Raw genomic sequence first — 19,175 nt, forward strand, 5'->3', positions numbered from 1 at the left:
CGCCCAAGGCGCGGCCGGGCCGGGGGCCGGGGGATCGCTGCGGCCATCCGGTGGCCGGCGGGACCGGTGCCGCGGGGGATCGCCGCCCCCATCCTTCCGGGCAGCGGGGCGGAGTCCTGGGGCATCGCCGCCGCCCTCCTGGTGGCGCGCCAGGCCGGGGCCGACGGGAACGAGAGGACCATGCGCGGGGGGAGAGACCATGCCACCGCGGACGAACCGGCGCCGGGGGACGCCTGGAGGGCCACCCGCCGGGCGGCAACGCTGGCAGCGCCTGGCCCTGGTGATCGGGGTGGCGGCCCTGCTGGTGGTGGCCGCCGGGGCCCTCGCCCTCTGGCGGCAGCGCCAGGGTGATCCCTGGGCCCGGTACCGTCCCGTCCCCCTGGACCCCGGCAAGACCTATGAGCTCGTGCTCTGGGAGACGGAGATGCCCGTGGCCGTCCTGCCCGATCCCCTGCGGCTGCCCGGAGGACCCAGCCCCGAGCCCCGGGCCCCAGGCGCCGCAGGACCGGGGGGCGGCCGCAGCGCAGCCGGCGGCCCCGGAACCCGTTCCTCGGAACCGGCCCGGGCCGAGATTCCCTCCGGACAAGAACCCTCCGGCGCGGCCGGTTCCCCCGGTCCGTCCGACTTGGCGGGACAGCCCGGTCCCACGGCGCCACCGGAAGCGGGCAAGTCCGGCGCTCCTTCTTCCTCCGAAACCGGCCCCGGGGCGGGAACCGAACCCGGCCGTCGGGGCGGCCCGCCGCCGGTTCCACCTCTTGCGGAACCGGGTCCTTTCACCCACCGCGAGTACCTCCAGCAGGCCCTGGCGGCCTTCGCCCGCCAGTTCCCCAACATCCGGGTGCGGGTGGAGTGGATCCCGGCCTCCGAGGCGCAGGACCGCCTGCAGCGGGCCCTGGCCGACGGCAAGCCGCCCGACGTCTTCGGCGGGTGGGGCAGCGCCCTGCTGGTGCGCCACCCCCTCCAGGTGCCGCTGGACCCCTACCTCGGCCGGTCCGAGCGCCGCTGGTACAACCCCACGGCGCTGCTGCTCTACCAGGCGGACCGGCGGAGCTGGGTCTGGCCCCGCTGGGTGGCGCCCCACACCTGGTGGGTGGCGGCGGCCCGGCTGCGGGCCGTGGGGCTCGACCCCAACGCGCTCTTGCTGGCGGGCTGGACGTATGCCGATGTGGAGCGCCTGGTGGGGCTGGCGGGCCAGTCCTCGGGCGGTGAGCCGGGCTCGGCTGGAGCGGGCGAGGCTCCGGCGGGCCGGGCGCAGGGATCCCAGCCACCGGCATCCCAGCCGCCGGAACCCCTACCGCCGGGAGACCAGCCTGTTCTGACCCTGTGGGCGGCCCGGCCGGACCTGCCCCTGGAGCAGCTCCTGCGGGTGCGTGGCCTGGCGGCGCCTCTGGCGCCCTCGGGCGCCGTGACCTGGGCCGGGCCGGAGGGCCGGGCGGCGCTGGCGTGGCTGGAGCGGCTCCGGTCCCAGCAGCGGCTGCATGCCGTGACCGGCGAGGGGGTGGTGGAGTGGCTGGCCGAGGGCGACCTGGAGGGACCCGCCGGCGGGTTCACCCCGGCCCTGGGCCGGTGGCTGCTGGAGCGTTATGCCGGCCTGGTGCCGCGCCGGCCGGAGGAACCGGCCCCCCGGCCCGGGGTGGTGGCGGTGCCGCCCCTGGTGGCGGACCGCGGCGGCGGTACCCCTGCCGTCCCCGAGCGCTGGCCCGTTCCTCCGGCTCCGCGGGTCGATGCCGGCGGCCGCCTGGCGGGCGGCATCCCGGACCCGGCGGATCCCCGGCGCCTGGACCCGCTGGTTCCACCCGGCTTCGACGGGCTGGTGCTCTTGCCGCCGCCCGTTCCCGCAGGAGCGCCGCGGCCGGCCTTGCTGGAGACCGGGGGACTCATGGTCTTCCGGCAGAACCGGTACCGGGGCGACGACCACACCCAAGCGGCCGTCGAGCTGGCCCGGTTCCTCAGCCGCTGGCGCACCGACGTGCTCACCCGCCGGCTGCTGGCGGTACCGGCCGATGTCACGTCCCTGGCCGCCTGGCGGGCGACCAGCCCCCTGCCGGCGGTCTACCGGCAGCAGCTGGAGCACCTGGTGCTGGGCGTGTGGAACCAGAACGCTCGGGGCCGCTGGCAGCGCCTGGCCGTCACCTATCCCACGGCCCCCGGCGCGCCGGGGCCTGAGCACCGGGATGTGGCGCGGCAGGTTCGCCCGCCGCTGGCCGCCTTCTGGGAGGGCAAGGCCGGAGCGGCCCAGGTGATCCAGTCCTGGGGCGGGGCGGAGGCGCCCCAGGGGAACGGCAGCGGGGAGGAGGATGGCGGGGAGCCTGGCGAACCATCTTCCCGGCGCTGACGGGCCGGCGAAAGGGGGACGCTCGGGATGACATGGGCAGCCCTTGGCTCGCTGCTGGCGGGAACCCTGCTGGGGATTCCGGCCTGGATCGTGTCCATTGGCTCAGCCATCGCCGGCTGGGTTACCCGGCGGGCTGGCTGGGTCTACGCGGCAGCGTTGTTTGCCATTGGCCCCCTCTGCTACTTCGCCCTCACACCGCGGTTCCAGTATGTCGCTCCAGTCGGGATCTTGCTCGCCATCGCCGCCATTGTCGTTCTCCGGAGGAAAGGCGACATTCGCGTCGCTGCTGCGCTGGCAGCGTTGCCGCTGGCATTGATCCTTCTGACGATGGGCGCGAACGGCGTGGTCACACTGGTGCGGTGAGCCCGGGCGAAGGTGCGTCGAAGAATGGGCGCTTCTTGAACCATTTCCGCGATGTGAGCCGTTGTCACTGGGTGCCGGGACGCGCGGATCCCGGCGCTGCTCGAGCCCCGCGCCGGCCCCGAGCGGGTCCCGGCGCCCCGCCGCCGGGCGAACCATTCCCTGGGACGGCCAGACTCTGGGCCGGGGACGCCTGCCGAAGCTTGCTGCCGTCGCATCCAGAGGCCGGGTACATGCCGGGGGCCTGGGTGGTTTACAATGGGAAGGCGGCCGGGTTGATCCAGCCGGCGGCGGTGTTCGGCCCTCCGGGACTTACCCCCCGGCGAAAGCGCCTGGCTCGGCCACCTGGAGCGAGGTCCCGCCCAGGCCCCCTCCGGCCGCAGGTGATGCCTTGGACGCCCATCCTGCCGGTGCTCCCGGCGGCCGGCCCGAGCCGGCCGAGCTGGAACAGCAGCTCCGCATCGCCCGCGCCAACCTGAGGGGGTATCTCATGCTGCTCTTGCGCTACGCCCGGGAGCGGGGCGATTCGCCGGACTCCCTGGCCCGCTACCTGGCTGACCAGGTGGCTCCGACCTGGGGGCCCCTGCGCCAGTGCTCGGGCATCGAGTTTGCCCAGGCGCTGGCCCAGATGGTCACCGCCGGTGGCGACCGGGTGGTGGCCGTCCGGGAGGAGGGCGGCATCGCCTGCCTGGAGCTGGTGCCGCCGCCCGAAGACGGCGACCTTCTGGCGGCCTTCGGGATCGACCGCGACCAGTGGCATGCCTTCTATTACGGACAGTTCGAGCGCATCGCCACCCGCCTGGGCCTGCGCTGCGCCCACCAGCGGGAAGGCGACCTGCACCGCTTCTATTTCGCCCGCATCGCCCGCAACCCGGGCGGCCACCGGCCGCTCAGGGTGTGAGGGGCAGAGCTCCCACCGGGCCCGCCCGTTCTTCCTCCCCACGGTAACCGTTGAATTCACCGGGCGCGGTGACCCTTGACGCCGGCCGGCGCCGCGGCATACCCTTACCGTGAACAACGATTAAACAGTTGTGGAATCGTGATACCGTTTTTTGATCTCGATCCTTGTGCTCTCGATTCCGGCCGCGCCCCGGCCATGACCCGGGTGCGGGCCGGGATCCCCGCGGGAGGTGGCGGGATGGACGCCCTCAGGGAATCCACCTGGGCGGGAACCGGCGAGCCGGCCGGCGCGGAAGCGACCTGCGCCCGCTTCGAACCCCATGGAGACCAGGTGGCGGTCCTGCGCGCCCGCGTGACCGAGGTGGCCGGCCTGGCCGGCCTGTTTCAGGCGCTGGCCGACGAGACCCGCACCCGCATCCTGTACCTCTTGTCCCTGAGCGAGCTGTGCGTCTGCGACCTGGCGGCCGTCCTGGACCTGTCCCTGCCCGCCGTCTCCCACCACCTGCGGCTGCTCAAGGCCATGCGCCTGGTCACCAGCCGCCGGGAGGGGCGCAACGTCTACTACTCCCTGGCCGACGGCCACGTGCTGCGCCTCATCCAGGTAGCCCAGGAACACTACGCCGAGGAGCGGTGAGGATGGCGACCCCGGTACGGCCGGCCCGGATGGAGGCCTATACCCTGGAAGGCGTGGACTGCGCCCGCTGCGCCCAGCGCATCGAAGAGGCGCTGCGGCGCGAAGCGGGACTGGAAGGAGCCGCCGTCAGCTACGCCACGGGCACCGTCCTGCTCCCGCCCGGCCAGCTGGACCGGGCCCGGGCCATCATTGCCCGGGTCGAACCCGGCGCCCGCCTGCGGGTTCAGGGGGCCGGCGCCGCAGCGCCCGGCCACCCGGCGGAGGAAGCGCCCGCACTGAGGGATCCCCACCGGCGAGCGCGGCAGGAACCGCGGGACACCGGGGCCGCGCGACGCCTGGCCGGCCTTGCCGGGGCGGCCCTGGTCTTCCTGGTGGCGCTGGGGCTCGAGGCCACGGAGCCGGCCGGCATCCCCTCCTGGCTGCCCGGCGCCATGCTGCTGGCGGTCTACGCCGCCACGGGCTACGGCGTCATCGGGCAGGCGCTCCGCAACCTGCGGCACGGCCGGCTGTTCGATGAGAACTTCCTCATGACCCTGGCCACGGCCGGCGCCATCGCCATGGGCGAGCTGGCCGAAGCGGCCGCCGTCATGCTGTTTTACACCGCCGGCGAGTTCGTTCAGGACCTGGCCGTCCGGCGGTCGCGCCGGTCCATCCGGGCGCTGCTGGACCTGCGGCCCCAGCAGGCTCGGGTGCGGCGGGGTGGCCGGGTGGAGGTGGTGGACCCCGCCCAGGTGTCGGTGGGCGAAACCATCGTGGTGCGGCCGGGCGACCGCATCCCCCTGGACGGCCGCGTGGTGGAGGGGGAATCCTTCGTCGACACCTCCGCCCTGACGGGCGAGCCGGTGCCGCGGCGGGTCGAACCCGGCGCCACCGTGCTGGCGGGCATGGTGAACGGTGACGGGGCGCTGGCCGTCCAGGTCAGCCGGCCCTACGCCGATTCCCAGGTAGCCCGCATCCTCTCGCTGGTCGAGGAGGCGGCGGCCCGCAAGGCCCCCACGGAGCGGTTCATCACCACCTTCGCCCGCTACTACACGCCGGCGGTGGTGGCGGCGGCTGCGCTGCTGGCCGTGGTGCCGCCGCTGGTTCTGCCCGGCGCCGCCTGGGACCTCTGGCTCCGCCGCGCCCTGGTGCTGCTGGTCATCGCCTGCCCGTGCGCCCTGGTGCTCTCGGTGCCGCTGGGGTACTTCGCCGGCCTGGGCGCGGCCTCGCGCCGGGGCATCCTGGTCAAGGGCGCCCACTTCCTGGACGCCCTGGCCCGGCTCGACACCATGGTGTGGGACAAGACCGGCACCCTCACCCGGGGCGAGTTCGAGGTGGTCGAGGTGGCCGGGGTTGCCGGCGCGCCGGTCCCGCCCGGCCGGATGCTGGAGCTGGCGGCCCACGCCGAGCTCCACTCCGGCCATCCCATCGCCCGAGCCCTGGCCCGGGCGTACGGCCAGCCCCTGGACGGGAGGCGGGTAAGGGAGGCTTGGGAGCGGGCCGGTGGCGGCGTCCGGGCCCGGGTCGACGGGCATCTGGTGGTGGCGGGCAGCCCTCGCTTCCTGCGGGAGGAGGGGATCGCTGCGGACTTGGGTGCCGGCTCGGTGCCGGAGGCCGGGGAGACGGCCGGCCTGCCCTCCACCCGGGGGACCGCGGTGCTGGTGGCGGTGGACGGCCGCCTGGCGGGCCGGATCGTCATCGCCGACCGCCTCAAGCCGGGGACGCTCGAGGCGGTGCGCAGCCTGCGCCGGCTGGGCGTCCGGCGCCAGGTCATGCTGACGGGGGACGCCCCGGCGGCCGCCCGGGCCGTGGCGGCCCAGCTGGGCCTCGATGAGGTCCGCGCCGGGCTCTTGCCGGAAGACAAGGTCGCGGCGCTGGCCGCCCTGGAAGAGGGGCCGGAGCGGCCGGGCCGGGCCCCGGCAGGCGGCTGGCGGAGGCCCCGGCACGGCGAGCCGGGCGGACCGAGGCGCCGCGCCCGCCCGGTGATCGCCTTCGCCGGTGACGGCATCAACGACGCGCCCGTGCTGACCCGGGCGACGGTGGGCGTGGCCATGGGCGGTTTGGGGTCGGATGCCGCCATCGAGGCCGCCGACGTGGTGATCATGGACGACGACCCCTCCCGCCTGGCGGAGGCGGTGAAGGTGGCGCGGGCCACCCGGCGGGTGGTGCAGCAGAACATCGTCCTGGCGCTGGCGGTCAAGGCGATCGTCGCCGGCCTGGGCGCCGGGGGTGTGGCCACCCTGTGGGAAGCCGTCTTCGCCGACGTGGGCGTGGCGCTGCTGGCCGTGCTCAACGCCACCCGGATCCTGCGGCGGTAGGCCCAGGGCGTTCGGGCAAAAATGGTCGTTGACACGGGTCAGGTCCCGTGATAGCATCCGCCAGGAGCAAAAAACGCCCCTTTAAACTGGTCCCGTGAGGCCGGTAAGGAGCCATCCAGGGTGCGGTCGAACCGGCCGCCCGGCCGGGAGCCGCCCTGGCGGGCGCAAGCCCGCAGCCGGGTCCGGTGTCGAGCCGGCCGCGCCAGCTGCCACGACTTCTTGCCGGCAGGCAAGAAGTTTTTTTGTGCCTGCGGGACGGGGCGATCTGGAGGCGAGACCGTGAGGACCGGGACGACGCCCCACCCCGTGAGCCCCGTAGACCGGCTGCCGTACTCCGGGAACGGCGGTGCCGCGGCCGCCAGGATCCGCACCCTGCCCCCTTCGGAGCCCCTGGCGCGGCCTCCAGCCGATCCGCCCGGCTCGCGGCCGGCCCCGCCGCAGGCTCCGCGCCGGCCGGAGCGGGCCGAACCGGCCGGGTCGCCGGTCCTTCCCCTTCCGCCGGCAGCCAGGGGGGCCGGGCCCCACGACCCGCCCCTTCCCCTTGAGCCTGCCCTGCCTGCCCGGCGCTCCCGCCGTTCCCTGACCGGCATCGCGCAGCTTTCCACCCCGGACCTGCTTCACCTGCTGTCCCGCGCCCTCGAGCATCACGCCGCCCTCGTGAGCACCACCGGGGATACGGGGGATGACCCGGCCGCCGCCGGCGCGGCGACCGGCTCCGCCACCGGGGACCGCAACGGCGGTGGCGGGGACCGGGCCGGCACCGGCCGCCGGCCGGCGACCCTCCGGGGCCGCCGGGTGGTGACGGTGTTCTACGAGAACAGCACGCGCACAGCCCAGTCCTTCCACCTGGCCGCCCACAGGCTGGGCGCGGCGGCCTTCGACCTGCCGGTGAGCCGCAGCAGCGTCCAGAAGGGGGAGAGCCTGCGGGATACCCTGCGCACCTGCCAGGCGCTGGGCTTTGACGCCGTGATCCTGCGCCACCCCGTGACGGGCGCGGCCGCCTACGCGGCCTCGGTCCTGGACGTGCCCGTGATCAACGCCGGGGACGGCACCGGGGAGCACCCCACCCAGGCCCTGCTGGATGCCGTCACCATCCTCACCCGCAAGGGATGGCCCGCGGGGTTCAAGGTGGCCATCGTGGGCGACGTGCGCCACAGCCGGGTCGCGCGGTCGGCGGCGCTGCTCCTGTCCCGGCTGGGGGCCGAGGTGTGGCTCTGCGGGCCGCCGGGGCTGTTGCCTGCGGCCCCGCCCTGCCCGGGCGTGAAGCTCACGCCGAGCCGGGATGCGGCGCTGGACGGGGCGGATGTGGTCATGGCCCTGCGCATCCAGCGGGAGCGGCTGGCCGGGGTGGTGCCCGACCTGGGCGAGTACCGGCGCGGCTGGGGCATCGGCCCGCGGGAGCTGGAGCGCGCCCGGCCCGATGCCATCCTGATGCATCCCGGCCCGGTGAACCGCGGGGTCGAGCTGGATCCCGCCGTGATGGACGATCCCCGCTGCGTCATCGAGGACCAGGTCCTTGGCGGCGTGGCGGCGCGCATGGCCGTCCTGGAGTGGGCCCTGGCTCCGGCCCTTCCGGATGCCGGCGCCGGCGTGGCGCCCGAACCGGCGGGCGCGGCACACCCGGCCGGTGTCGGGCTCGTTTCCGTTCCCGGGGACGAGGCCAGGACCGGGGAGGGGGGCCGCTGATGCGCCTCTGGATCCGCGGCGGCCGGTTGATCGACCCCAGCCAGGGGCTGGACGGGCCCGGCGACCTGGTGATCGCCGGGGGGCGCATCGTCTATGCCGGCCCCCCCTTGCCCGGCGCCCCCGCGGCGGCCCAGGCCGGCAGCAGGCTTCCCGACGCGGGCGCTTTGGGCGATGGCGCGGCAGCCGGCGGTGGTACCGGGCCAAATCCCGCCGGTGCAGGACTGCAGGTTCTCGATGCCCGGGGGCTCTGGGTGGTGCCCGGGCTGATCGACCCCCATGTCCACCTGCGCACCCCCGGGGAGACCCACAAGGAGACGCTGGCCACGGGGGGAGCGGCCGCGGCGGCAGGCGGTTTCACCGCGGTGGCCTGCATGCCCAACACCCGCCCGCCCCTGGACGATGCCATCCGGGTGGAGTGGCTGGCCATGAAGGCGGCGGCCGAGGCTGCCGTGCGGGTCTACGTGGTCGCCGCCGCCACCCGCGGCCTGGCCGGGGACGAACCCGCCCCCTACGCCGCCCTCAAGGCCGCGGGGGCCGTGGCGGTCAGCGACGACGGCCGGCCCATCGCCCGGGCGGGCGTGATGGTCCGGGTGCTGGAAGGGGCCGCGGCCGCCGGGCTGCCCGTGCTGGTCCACGCGGAAGAACCCGAACTCAGCGCCGGCGGCGCCATGCATGCGGGCGCCGTGGCGGCGGCCGCCGGGATGCCCGGCAGCCCCGCCACCGCCGAAGCGGTGATGGTGGCCCGGGATCTCCTCCTGGCCGAACAGGCCGGGGCGCGGCTGCACGTGCTGCACGCCAGCGCGGCCGTCACCCTGGACCTGGTGCGGTGGGGCAAGGCGCGGGGCATCCCCGTGACCGTGGAGGTCACGCCCCACCACCTGCTGCTCTGCGACGAGGACGTGGCCGCGGCCGGGTTCCACCCCCACTGGAAGATGAACCCGCCCCTGCGCTCCCGCCGGGACCGGGAAGCCCTCCTGGAGGCGGTGGCCGACGGCACGGTGGACGCCGTCGCCACGGACCACGCGCCGCACCACGGGATGGACAAGGACTGCCCCTTTCCCGAGGCCGCCTTTGGCGTGGTGGGCCTGGAGACGGCCCTGGGCCTTCTGCTCACCCACCTGGTGCCCCGCCCCCTGTCGCCCGCCCGGCTGGTGGAGCTCATGGCCGCGGGACCGGCCCGCATCCTGGGCCTTCCGGGCGGCACCTTGCGGCCCGGAGCCCCCGCCGACGTCACCCTGATCGACCCCCAGCGGCGGTGGGTGGTCGAACCCGAGCGGTTCGCCAGCCTGGGCCGCAACACCCCCTTTGCCGGCTGGACCCTGCGGGGCCGGGCCGTGGGCACCCTGGTCGGGGGGCGGATGGTGTTCCGCCTGGACGGCGGGCCGGTGCCGGTGCCAGCCGGCGAGACCGCGGCTCAGGAGGCGGCGGGGACCCAGGAGACGGCCGGGATTGTATAATGTTAAGGGCTATGTGTATATTTATGCAGTCTGCAACGGGCAGCAGGGCTTGCCTTGCCCGGATGCATCGCACGGAGGAAAGGTTGTTCGGCCACGGTGACCGTTCCAGGCGGATGCCTGGGGTGCCGTTGGCGAAGGAGGGCGCACGCATGGAGCCTGGAAGCCTGGGGCCACAGGAGGCAGGATCGGCGGAGCCGGCGGGTGAGCCCGGTGCTCCCACCTCCACCGCCAAAGTGGTGGTGCCGGCCCGGCTGGTGCTGGAAGACGGCACCCAGTGGTTCGGCCGGGTGGTGGTCGCCCCCGGCGGCGCGGCCGCCGGTCCGTCTGGCCCGGAGTCCGGAGGGAGCGCCTGGGCCGTCACCGGCGAGGTGGTCTTCAACACCAGCATGACGGGTTACCAGGAGCTCTTGTCCGACCCCTCCTACGACGGCCAGATCGTCGTCCTCACCTACCCCCTGGTCGGAAATTACGGCGTCCACGAGGACGAAGACGAGTCGGCCGGCCCGCGGGTCACGGCGCTCATTGCCCGGGAGCTCTTCGATGCCGGCGCCATCGGCTTGCATCCCCTGACGGCTCACCTGGCCCGGTCCGGCGTGCCGGCCGCCGACGGCTTCGATACCCGGACCCTCACCCTGCACCTGCGGCGCAGGGGGACGCTGCGGGGTGTGCTGACCACGGACCTGCGTGCCGCCACGGCCGAGCTGGCGGCCCGGGCGGCGGCCTGGACCCCGCCCACGGCCCTGGCGGCGGGCACGCAGCAGGTCTACCGGGTCGAACCGGCGGGCGCGGCGGCCGCCCCGCCCGCCCGCCGCGCCGGGTTCCTCCCGCCCCACGCCGTGCTGGTGGACTTCGGCGTCAAGCGCAACATCCTGCGCGCCCTGGTGGCCCAGGGGTGGCGGGTGACGGTGGTCCCCGCCCTGACCCCCGCGGGCGAGATCCTGGACCTGCGGCCCGATGCGGTGATCCTGTCCAACGGGCCGGGGGACCCGCGGGACCTGGGCGCGGTGCTGGGCACGGTCCGGCGGCTGGCGGAGGCGGTTCCCACCTTCGGCATCTGCCTGGGCCACCAGCTGCTGGGACTGGCCTTCGGCGCCCGGGCTTACAAGCTGCCCTTCGGCCACCGCGGCGCCAACCACCCGGTCAAGGAGATCGCCGCGGCGGCCTGGCCGGGTTCCGGGCAGGGCGACGGGCGGGTGTTCATGACCTCCCAGAACCACGGCTATGCCCTGGACGCCGAATCCCTGGAGGCGGCGGGGCTGGTGGTGACCCACATCAACGTCAACGACGGCACGGTGGAGGGCCTCTGCCACCCCCACCTGCGGGTGCGGGGCCTGCAGTTCCACCCCGAGGCGGCTCCCGGCCCGCGGGACGCGGCGCCGCTGCTGGCCGAGTTCCTCCGCCTGCTGGCGCCCGGGACGGCGCGGGCGGCGGCCGGGCGGGGCGAGCCCGCCCTGGTGGCGGGGGAAGGAGGGCTGGCCGGTGACTGACCCCCTACCGACCCGCTCCCTGCCGGCAGCCCCCGTGCGGAGCGCCCGGGCCGGCGCGGGCCGGGACCCGGGCCGGGCACCCGCCGGGGTGCGCAAGGTGCTGGTGATCGGCTCGGGGCCCATCATCATCGGCCAGGCGGCCGAGTTCGACTACTCGGGCACCCAGGCCTGCCGGGCCCTCAAGGAAGAGGGCCTGGAGGTGGTGCTGCTCAACTCCAACCCCGCCACGGTGATGACCGACCCCGGCACCGCCGACCGCATCTACGTGGAGCCCCTGACCGCCGAGTTCGCCGAGGCGGTGATCCGGCGCGAGCGGCCCGACGCCCTGCTGCCCACCCTGGGCGGGCAGGTGGGCCTCAATCTGGCCATGGAGCTGGTGCGGGCAGGGGTGCTGGAGCGCTACGGGGTCCAGCTGCTCGGCACGCCGCCCGAGGCGATCCAGCGGGCCGAAGACCGGGAGGCCTTCAAGGAGCTGATGCTGGCCATCGGCGAGCCGGTGCCCCAGAGCACCATCGTCCGCTCCTACGAGGAGGCCCTGGCCTTCGCCCGGCGGGTGGGCTTCCCCGTCATCGCCCGGCCCGGCTACACCCTGGGCGGCACCGGCGGCGGCATCGCCCGCAACGAGGTCGAGCTGGCGGCCCTGGTCGACCGCGGCCTGGCGGCCAGCCCCATCGGCCAGGTGCTCCTGGAAGAGAGCCTGCTGGGCTGGAAGGAGATCGAGTTCGAGGTCATCCGCGACGGGGCGGGCAACGCCATCGCCATCTGCAGCATGGAGAACGTGGACCCCGTGGGCGTCCACACCGGCGACAGCATCGTGGTGGCGCCGGCGCTCACCCTGACCGACCGGCAGTTGCAGCGGCTGCGCTCCGCCTCCCTGCGCATCGTCGGCGCCATCGGCGTGGAGGGGGGCTGCAACGTCCAGCTGGCCCTGCGGCCCGACGGGGCGGAGTACCGGGTCATCGAGGTGAACCCGCGGGTCAGCCGCTCCAGCGCCCTGGCGTCCAAGGCGACGGGCTACCCCATCGCCAAGGTGGCGGCCCGGGTGGCCCTGGGCCGGCGCCTGGACGAGATCCGCAACCCCATCACCGGCACCTCGGCCCTCTTCGAGCCGGCCCTGGACTACGTGGTGGTCAAGATCCCCCGCTGGCCCTTCGACAAGTTCGCCACCGCCGACCGGCGCCTGGGGACCCAGATGAAGGCCACGGGCGAGGTCATGGCCATCGACCGCAGCTTCGAGGGCGCCCTGCTCAAGGCGGTGCGCTCCCTGGAGATCGGGGTCGACGCCCTGGAGTGGCCCGAGGCGCGCCAGCTGGACGAACAAGCCCTTGAGGCGGCCATCCGGGAGGGCGACGACCGGCGCCTCTTCCTCCTGGCGGAGGCGCTGCGCCGCGGCCGCAGCGTGGAGGAGCTCCATGCCTGGACAGGCATCGACCGGTTTTTCCTGCACCGCATCGCCCGGGTGGTGGCGCTGGAGGAGCGGCTGCGGGACGCGGGGCGGCGGGCAGGTCCCGCCGCCGCCCCGGGCACCGGCGACGCGCCGGTCCCCCCGGACCTGCTCCTTGAGGCCAAGCGCCTTGGCCTGACGGACCGGCGCATCGCCGAGCTCACCGGTTCGACGGAAGAAGCGGTGCGGCAGGCGCGGCGGGCTGCCGGCCTGCGCCCCGGGTACAAGATGGTCGACACCTGTGCCGCCGAGTTCGAGGCCCTGACCCCCTACTTCTACTCCACCCACGGGGAGGCCGACGAAGCCGGCGAGCGCCGGGCGGCCGACGGCGACCGGCCGGTGGTGGTGGTGCTGGGCGCGGGGCCCATCCGTATCAGCCAGGGCATCGAGTTCGACTACAGCGCCGTCCACGCCGTGCGGACCCTGCGGGCCCTGGGCTACCGGGCGGTGATCGTCAACAACAACCCGGAGACGGTGAGCACCGACTTCGACACCGCGGACCGGCTCTACTTCGAGCCCCTGACCCCCGAAGACGTGCGCAACGTGCTGGACCTGGAGCAGCCCGTGGGGGTCCTGGCCCAGTTCGGCGGCCAGACGGCCGTCAACCTGGTGGCCCCCCTGGCGGCAGCGGGCGTGCCCATCCTGGGGACCGCCCCCGAGTCGGTGGACGTGGCGGAAAGCCGGGAGCGGTTCGACCAGCTGCTGGCGCGGCTGGGCCTCCAGCGGCCGCCGGGGGCGGCGGCCCGCTCGGTGGCGGAGGCCATGGCCGCGGCGGAGCGCATCGGCTACCCGGTGATCGTCCGGCCCTCCTACGTCCTGGGCGGGCGGGCCATGCAGGTGGCCTCCTCGCCGGAGGAACTGGCCGCCTACCTGGAGACGGCCGCCCGGGTGGCGGGCGACCGGCCCGTCTGGATCGACCGCTACATCGCCGGCATGGAGCTGGAGGTCGACGCGGTGGCCGACGGGGAGACGGTGGTGATCCCCGCGGTGATGCGCCACATCGAGCGGGCGGGGGTCCACTCCGGCGACTCCATCGCCGTGGTGCCCGCCCCCGGGGTGCCGGCGGCGGTGCTGGCCCAGGTGGAGGCCGCCACGGTGGCCCTGGCCCGGGCCCTCGAGGTGCGCGGGGTGATCAACCTGCAGTTCGTCTGGGACGGCCGGACGCTCTACGTGCTCGAGGTCAACCCCCGGGCCAGCCGCACGGTGCCCTTCATCACCAAGGCGACGGGCGTGCCCCTGGCGGAGCTGGCCACCCGGGCCGCCCTGGGCCAGCGCCTGGCCGGCCTGGGCTGGCGGACGGGCCTCCTGCCGCCGCCCGAGCACGTGGCGGTCAAGCTGCCGGTCTTCTCCTGGAACAAGCTGCCCGGGGTCGACCCCTCCCTGGGCCCGGAGATGCAGTCCACGGGCGAGGTGATGGGGATCGACGTGACCCTGGAAGGCGCCCTGGCCCGCGGCTTGCTGGCGGCGGGGATGAAGCTGCCCGAGCCGGGGCAGGGGGTGCTGCTGACCGTGGCGGACCCGGACAAGCCGGCGGCGGTGGAACTGGCCCGGCGCCTGGCGGCGGCCGGCTACCGGCTCTACGCCACCCCCGGGACCGCGGCCGCCCTGGCGGCGGCGGGCCTGGAGGCCACGGTTTTACCCAAGCTCTCTGCCGCCGCGCCGGACGAACCGGCCCCCGGCCCGTCCCGGACGCCGCTGCTGGATGCCCTGCGGGACGGCCGGGTGCGCCTGGTGATCAACACCCTGACCCAGGGCCGCGATCCCCAGCGGGACGGGTTCCGCATCCGGCGGGCGGCGGTGGAGCGGGGCATCCCCTGCCTGACCTCCCTGGATACCGCCGCGGCCCTGGTGGAGGTGCTGATGCACCGGCCCGACCGGCGGGCCCTGGCGGCCCAGGTCCGCGCCCTGCAGGACCTCAAGCCGGTGGCGGCCGGCGGGAGCCGGCCCGGCGCCGGGGCGCCGGGGGCCACGGCGGGGCACGGCCCGGCGGTGGCCGGCGGCGGGGCGGGTGGCGGAGCGCACCGCGACGGGCGGTCGGGCCACCAGGTCCCCGGGACGGTTCAGGCCTTCCCGGCGGGGAGGGAGCGGCGGTGAACCGGGCTGCGGAACCATACCCAGGCCTCCAGGGCGGCGGGTTTTCTCCCTCCCGCGTCCTGGCCCGGGTGGTGGAGACCCGGTGGGTGGCGCCGGGCGTCGCCATGACCACGCTGGCCGAGCCGGCCCTGGCCCGGCGGGTCGAGCCGCTGCAGTTCGTCCAGGTGCTGGTGCCCGCAGCCGGCTGGCCGCTCCCGGCCGGCAGCCCGCTGCCGCCGGTGCCGGAGGCGGAGCCGGCGGGCGGGACCAGCGGCTTCGCTGGCGACACGGGGAGCTCCGGCGGCACCGCCGGGGACCCCGGCGGCTTGAGGGTGCCGGGGCCCTCGGGGCACGCCGGGGAGACCGGCGGCCCCGGGCCGGGGATGCGGCCGCCCGTGGCGACAGGCGGAACCGTGGGGCGCCCCTTCCTGGGTCGCCCCTTTTCCGTGGCTGGGACCGACGCGGAAGGGGGCCGCATCACCCTGGTCTACCGGGTCATCGGGCCGGCCACCGCGGCCCTGGCCTCCCTGCCGCTGGGCGCCGGGCTGGTGGTGCTGGGGCCCCTGGGCCGGCCGGCGCCGGCGGGCTGGACGGCGGGCAGCCGGACGGCGGGGTCCTCAGCGGCAGCGGCTGCAACGGCAGCAGGACGGGAGCCCGGATGCGGGCCGGGCGCCGCGGCACCGTCCGAGTCCCGGTGCACGCCAGATATCGGTGCGCCGGCCGGTCCGCGGCGCAGGCCGGGTGTGGTCGAGCCGGCCGAGCCACGGTGCGAGCCGGCCGCTCCACAGCCGGCGGACCCGCAGCCGGCGGGCCCCGGGCGCACACCGGGCACGGGAGCGCCTTCGGATCCCCGGTGCGGGCCGGGCGCCGCGGCGCCGCGGCCCCTGCTGCTGGTGGCGCCCGGCTGGCAGGTGCTGGCCCTGCGGCTCCTTGCCGCCCGGGCTCAGGCGGCTGGTGTGCCGGTGACGGTGGCCAGCGTGATCGAGCCCCGGCCCCCCCAGCCGCCGGTGCCTTCCCCGAGCCCGGAGCGCCCGGCACCGGTCCCCGCCAGTGACGGGAGCGACCCCGCAGCGGCACTGGAGGCGGTGTGGAACGGGCTTTCGCCGGCGGCGCCGCCCCTCGCCTTCTGGGCCGGTTCCTCCAGCTGCTGGCCGGGTGCCTCCGGCGGGGAGCAGGCGGGGGGCGGCCGGACCTCGGCAAGTGGCCGCAACTCGGAAGGCGGCCGGACTTGGCTGGAGGCCTTGCGCGCCCATCCGGCCGTGGCCGGCACGGCGGGCCCCGGCCGCGTGGTGGCGGCCGGCCCTGCCCCCTTCCTGCGCGGCGTGCAGGCGGCGCTGGGGGGCACGGCGGCGGAGGGCTTTCTCGTCGTCGACGCCTACATGCCCTGCGGGTACGGGGTGTGCCTGGGCTGCGCCGTGCCCCTGCACGGCCCCGCCGGGACCGTGCGGTACGCCCGGGCCTGCCGGGAAGGGCGCTGGTTTCCGGCGCGGGAGGTGATCCTGGGATGAACCCGGTTCCCTCCCTGGAAGTGCGCCTCGGTTCCCTGGTGCTGAAGAACCCGGTGGTCACCGCGGCGGGCACCTTCGGCTACGGCCGCGAGGCGGCCGAGTTCTACCCCCTGGACCGGCTGGGGGCGGTGACCGTCAAGGGGCTGAGCCTCGAACCCTGGCCCGGCAACCCGCCGCCCCGGGCGGTGGAAACCCCGGCGGGCCTTCTCAACGCCATCGGCCTGCAGAACCCGGGCGTCGAGCACTTCGTCGCCCACGGCCTGCCCTGGCTGCGCCGCCTGGCGGTGCCGGTCATCGCCAACGTGGTGGGCCGGACGGCGGAGGAGTACGCGGCCGTGGCCGCCCGGCTGGATGCCGCCGGTGTCGATGCCCTGGAGCTCAACCTCTCCTGCCCCAACGTCAAGGCGGGAGGGCTCGAGTTCGGCCGGGATCCGGCCACGGCGGCGGCCCTGGTGCGCCAGGTGCGCCGGGTGACCCGGCGGCCCCTGCTGGTCAAGCTGTCGCCGGAGGGCGGCCGGCTCCTGGAGGTGGCCGCGGCGGTGATGGAGGCGGGGGCCGACGGCCTCTCGCTGATCAACACCCTGCGCGGTGCCGCCGTCGACGTGGACGCGGAGCGGCCGGTGCTGGCCACGGTGGGGGGCGGGCTGTCGGGCCCGGCCATCCGGCCTGTCGCCGTGTACTGGATCTGGGAGGCGTACCGCCGGCTGCGGGTCCCCATTCTGGGTATGGGCGGCGTGGCGACGGGCCGGGACGCGGCGGAGCTCATGCTGGCGGGCGCGGCGGCGGTGGCCGTGGGCACGGCGGCCCTGGCCGACCCCATGGCCCCGGTGCGGGTGCTGGAAGAACTGGCGGCGATCCTGGCGGCCAGGGGCCTGGACGCGGCCCGGCTCACCGGCCGGGCCCACGGCAACGGGGAGGAGGGAGCGGGATGATGGTCGAGGTGGCTCCGGCGGGGCGCCTGGTGGTGGCCCTGGACGTGGCCGAGGCGGGGCGGGCGGAGGAACTGGTCCGGCGCCTGGCCCCGTCGGGATGCGCGTTCAAGGTGGGCCTGGAGATGCTCTACGCCCTGGGGGCCGGCTGGATCGATCGCCTGGCCGGGCAGGGGCTGCGGGTTTTCGCCGACGCCAAGCTGCACGACATCCCCCACACCGTGTCCAGGGCCGCCCGCGCCCTGGCCGCCCGGGGCGCGTGGATGATCACCGTCCACACGGCGGGTGGGGCGGAGATGGTGCGGGCGGCGGTGGAAGGGGCCGCTGAAGGGGCCGCCGCTGCCGGCTGCCCGCGCCCCCTCCTGGTGGGGGTGACGGTCCTCACCAGCCTGGACGAAGGGGCGCTGCGGGAGGCGGCGGGCACCGCCTTGCCCCTGGCCGCCGAGGTGGTGCGGCGGGCGGAACGGGCCCGGGCCTGGGGGCTGGACGGGATCGTCTGCGCGGCGGTGGACCTGGCGGCGGCCCGCCGGGTGCTGGGCCCGGGCATGGTGCTGGTGACGCCCGGCATCCGTCCCTCGGGGGCGCCGGCGGCAGACCAGCGGCGGGTGGCCACACCGGGGGAGGCCGTGGCGGCGGGCGCCGACTACCTGGTGGTGGGGCGCCCGGTCACGGAAGCCGCCGATCCCCGGGCGGCCCTGGAGGCCATCGCCGCCGAGGTGGAGCGGGCCGGAGCGGCGAATCCGGCGGCCGCCCCCGGGGCCGGTGGGCCGGCGGGGGCCACCGGGCCCGCTGGCAACTCTGCGGAAGGCATTGCCGCAGGTGCTGCTGGGAAGCCGGCGGGAGTTGGGGCCGGCGCCCGGCCTGCCGGCGACGAAGAGGTGAGCCAGGCATGAGCGGGGGCAACCCCAGGATGGCCCAGCGAGGGGCGACCGGGGGCGAATGGGCCGGCGGTGGCGGATTGGCCGGCGGCGCCGGATCGGCCGGAGACTCCGTGGAAGCGCTGCTGGAGCAGACGGGCGCCCACCGCCGAGGGCACTTCCGGCTGACCACCGGCCTGCACAGCGACGAGTTCTTCCTCCTGGCCCAGGCCTTTCAGTATCCCCAGGTCCTTGAAGCCATCGGGGCGGCCCTGGCGGAGGCGCTGAAGAACGTGCTGCCCGCGGGGATGCCGGTGGGTGCCGTGGCCGGCCCGGCGGTGGGCGGGATCCTACTGGCCCACGCCGTGGCCCGGTGCCTGCCTGCCCGCTCCCTCTTCGCCGAGAAGGATCCCGGCGGCGGCATGGCCTTCAAGCGCGGCTTCCGCCTGGAGCCGGGCGAGCCGGTGGTGGTGGTGGAGGACGCGGTGACCACGGGCGGTTCGGTCCGCAAGACCATGGAGGCCGTCACGGCGGCCGGCGGCCGGGTGGTGGCCGTGGGGGCCGTGGTCGACCGCAGCGGCGGCGCAGTGGATTTCGGCGTGCCCTTCGCCGCCCTGCTGGCCCGCTCCGTGGCCGCCTACCCGCCGGGCGACTGTCCCCTGTGCCGCCAGGGCGTCCCGCTGCAGGACCTGAAGCGCGGGTAGGGCCACGGGCGCCGGGTTGGGCGGCGGCCTGGCCTGCAGGCGCACCGGCGAGCAAGAGGTGGCGGGGTCGGGGCCGAGACCGGGGGGCCCGCCCGGCCGGGCCAAGTGGCGCGGCGAGCACGGCGCCGCCAGGCGCGCTCCGCGGGCACGGTGGCGGCCGTAACGGCTGCCGAGCCCTGTTACGCCGGAACGCCATCGTAAAGGGCTCCCGTAGTGTCTCCACCACCCTGCCAGCTCGGATTCCCCGAGTTGTACGCGCGGGACCGGCCGCTCCTACCAGGCTGGCTGCCCTGGCCCGGCCTCTCCCTACTGGCCGACCCTCAGGCTGCCCTCAGGCGGCGTTCAGCCGCGCCTCAGCCCCGCGGGCGTAGCATGGAGGTGACGGAGGAACGGGCTGGTGAGCTGGGGTGTCCGGTTTTCGGGCCCGCCGTGGTGAGTGCGCCGTCCTGCACGAAGGCCCATGGACAGGCCGGGCCGACGGGTGCCGGCGCTCTGGCCCGCGGG

The 19,175-nt window shown here is 75.8% G+C and carries 13 protein-coding genes; all 13 read left to right on the forward strand.

Translation table 11 applies throughout. From position 1 onward, the window contains the following. Positions 1 to 199 precede the first annotated feature (199 nt). The gene (locus THESUDRAFT_RS14875) at positions 200 to 2,335 is read left to right on the forward strand and encodes an extracellular solute-binding protein (protein WP_006903090.1); all 2,136 of its coding nucleotides are present in this window, start codon (positions 200 to 202) and stop codon (positions 2,333 to 2,335) included. Between the two features lie 27 nt (positions 2,336 to 2,362). Further along, entirely contained in the window at positions 2,363 to 2,698 is a 336-nt protein-coding gene (locus tag THESUDRAFT_RS02275) for a hypothetical protein (protein ID WP_006903091.1), read from the forward strand. Between the two features lie 388 nt (positions 2,699 to 3,086). Next, a complete protein-coding gene (locus tag THESUDRAFT_RS02280) occupies positions 3,087 to 3,596 on the forward strand; it encodes a hypothetical protein (RefSeq protein ID WP_006903092.1) in 510 nt (169 codons plus the stop codon). A 237-nt stretch (positions 3,597 to 3,833) separates the two neighbouring features. Further along, positions 3,834 to 4,229 carry an ArsR/SmtB family transcription factor gene (locus THESUDRAFT_RS02285; RefSeq protein ID WP_006903093.1) on the forward strand — a complete coding sequence of 132 codons (396 nt, stop codon included), beginning with the start codon at positions 3,834 to 3,836 and terminating at the stop codon, positions 4,227 to 4,229. Between the two features lie 2 nt (positions 4,230 to 4,231). Continuing rightward, the gene (locus THESUDRAFT_RS02290; protein WP_006903094.1) at positions 4,232 to 6,526 is read left to right on the forward strand and encodes a heavy metal translocating P-type ATPase; all 2,295 of its coding nucleotides are present in this window, start codon (positions 4,232 to 4,234) and stop codon (positions 6,524 to 6,526) included. Between the two features lie 279 nt (positions 6,527 to 6,805). Next, positions 6,806 to 8,212: an aspartate carbamoyltransferase catalytic subunit gene (locus tag THESUDRAFT_RS02295; protein WP_006903095.1), complete on the forward strand. Its 1,407-nt coding sequence runs from the start codon at positions 6,806 to 6,808 to the stop codon at positions 8,210 to 8,212. Further along, the gene (locus THESUDRAFT_RS02300; RefSeq protein WP_006903096.1) at positions 8,212 to 9,669 is read left to right on the forward strand and encodes a dihydroorotase; all 1,458 of its coding nucleotides are present in this window, start codon (positions 8,212 to 8,214) and stop codon (positions 9,667 to 9,669) included. Before THESUDRAFT_RS02295 ends, THESUDRAFT_RS02300 begins: the two co-directional genes overlap by 1 nt. A gap of 149 nt (positions 9,670 to 9,818) precedes the next feature. Then, positions 9,819 to 11,156 carry a glutamine-hydrolyzing carbamoyl-phosphate synthase small subunit gene (gene carA, locus THESUDRAFT_RS02305; RefSeq protein ID WP_006903097.1) on the forward strand — a complete coding sequence of 446 codons (1,338 nt, stop codon included), beginning with the start codon at positions 9,819 to 9,821 and terminating at the stop codon, positions 11,154 to 11,156. Beyond that, positions 11,149 to 14,694: a carbamoyl-phosphate synthase large subunit gene (gene carB, locus THESUDRAFT_RS02310; RefSeq protein ID WP_006903098.1), complete on the forward strand. Its 3,546-nt coding sequence runs from the start codon at positions 11,149 to 11,151 to the stop codon at positions 14,692 to 14,694. The genes carA and carB overlap by 8 nt, the downstream gene beginning before the upstream one ends. Then, the gene (locus THESUDRAFT_RS02315) at positions 14,691 to 16,181 is read left to right on the forward strand and encodes an iron-sulfur cluster-binding protein (RefSeq protein WP_006903099.1); all 1,491 of its coding nucleotides are present in this window, start codon (positions 14,691 to 14,693) and stop codon (positions 16,179 to 16,181) included. The genes carB and THESUDRAFT_RS02315 overlap by 4 nt, the downstream gene beginning before the upstream one ends. After that, a complete protein-coding gene (locus THESUDRAFT_RS02320) occupies positions 16,178 to 17,113 on the forward strand; it encodes a dihydroorotate dehydrogenase (RefSeq protein WP_006903100.1) in 936 nt (311 codons plus the stop codon). Before THESUDRAFT_RS02315 ends, THESUDRAFT_RS02320 begins: the two co-directional genes overlap by 4 nt. After that, a complete protein-coding gene (pyrF, locus tag THESUDRAFT_RS02325) occupies positions 17,110 to 18,003 on the forward strand; it encodes an orotidine-5'-phosphate decarboxylase (RefSeq protein WP_006903101.1) in 894 nt (297 codons plus the stop codon). The genes THESUDRAFT_RS02320 and pyrF overlap by 4 nt, the downstream gene beginning before the upstream one ends. Continuing rightward, positions 18,000 to 18,671, forward strand: a complete 672-nt coding sequence (gene pyrE / locus THESUDRAFT_RS02330) for an orotate phosphoribosyltransferase (protein ID WP_006903102.1) — start codon at positions 18,000 to 18,002, stop codon at positions 18,669 to 18,671. Before pyrF ends, pyrE begins: the two co-directional genes overlap by 4 nt. Positions 18,672 to 19,175 lie beyond the last annotated feature (504 nt).

Origin of the sequence: Thermaerobacter subterraneus DSM 13965 (assembly GCF_000183545.2) — a bacterium.
In the GTDB taxonomy this organism is placed as follows: domain Bacteria; phylum Bacillota; class Sulfobacillia; order Thermaerobacterales; family Thermaerobacteraceae; genus Thermaerobacter; species Thermaerobacter subterraneus.

Excerpts from the sequence above, each read along its gene's own strand:
- THESUDRAFT_RS14875 (WP_006903090.1), top strand. The coding sequence starts at position 200 with ATGCCACCGCGGACGAACCGGCGCCGGGGGACGCCTGGAGGGCCACCC.
- THESUDRAFT_RS02275 (WP_006903091.1), top strand. The coding sequence starts at position 2,363 with ATGACATGGGCAGCCCTTGGCTCGCTGCTGGCGGGAACCCTGCTGGGG.
- THESUDRAFT_RS02285 (WP_006903093.1), top strand. The coding sequence starts at position 3,834 with ATGGACGCCCTCAGGGAATCCACCTGGGCGGGAACCGGCGAGCCGGCC.
- THESUDRAFT_RS02290 (WP_006903094.1), top strand. The coding sequence starts at position 4,232 with ATGGCGACCCCGGTACGGCCGGCCCGGATGGAGGCCTATACCCTGGAA.
- THESUDRAFT_RS02300 (WP_006903096.1), top strand. The coding sequence starts at position 8,212 with ATGCGCCTCTGGATCCGCGGCGGCCGGTTGATCGACCCCAGCCAGGGG.
- carA (WP_006903097.1), top strand. The coding sequence starts at position 9,819 with ATGGAGCCTGGAAGCCTGGGGCCACAGGAGGCAGGATCGGCGGAGCCG.
- THESUDRAFT_RS02320 (WP_006903100.1), top strand. The coding sequence starts at position 16,178 with ATGAACCCGGTTCCCTCCCTGGAAGTGCGCCTCGGTTCCCTGGTGCTG.
- pyrF (WP_006903101.1), top strand. The coding sequence starts at position 17,110 with ATGATGGTCGAGGTGGCTCCGGCGGGGCGCCTGGTGGTGGCCCTGGAC.
- pyrE (WP_006903102.1), top strand. The coding sequence starts at position 18,000 with ATGAGCGGGGGCAACCCCAGGATGGCCCAGCGAGGGGCGACCGGGGGC.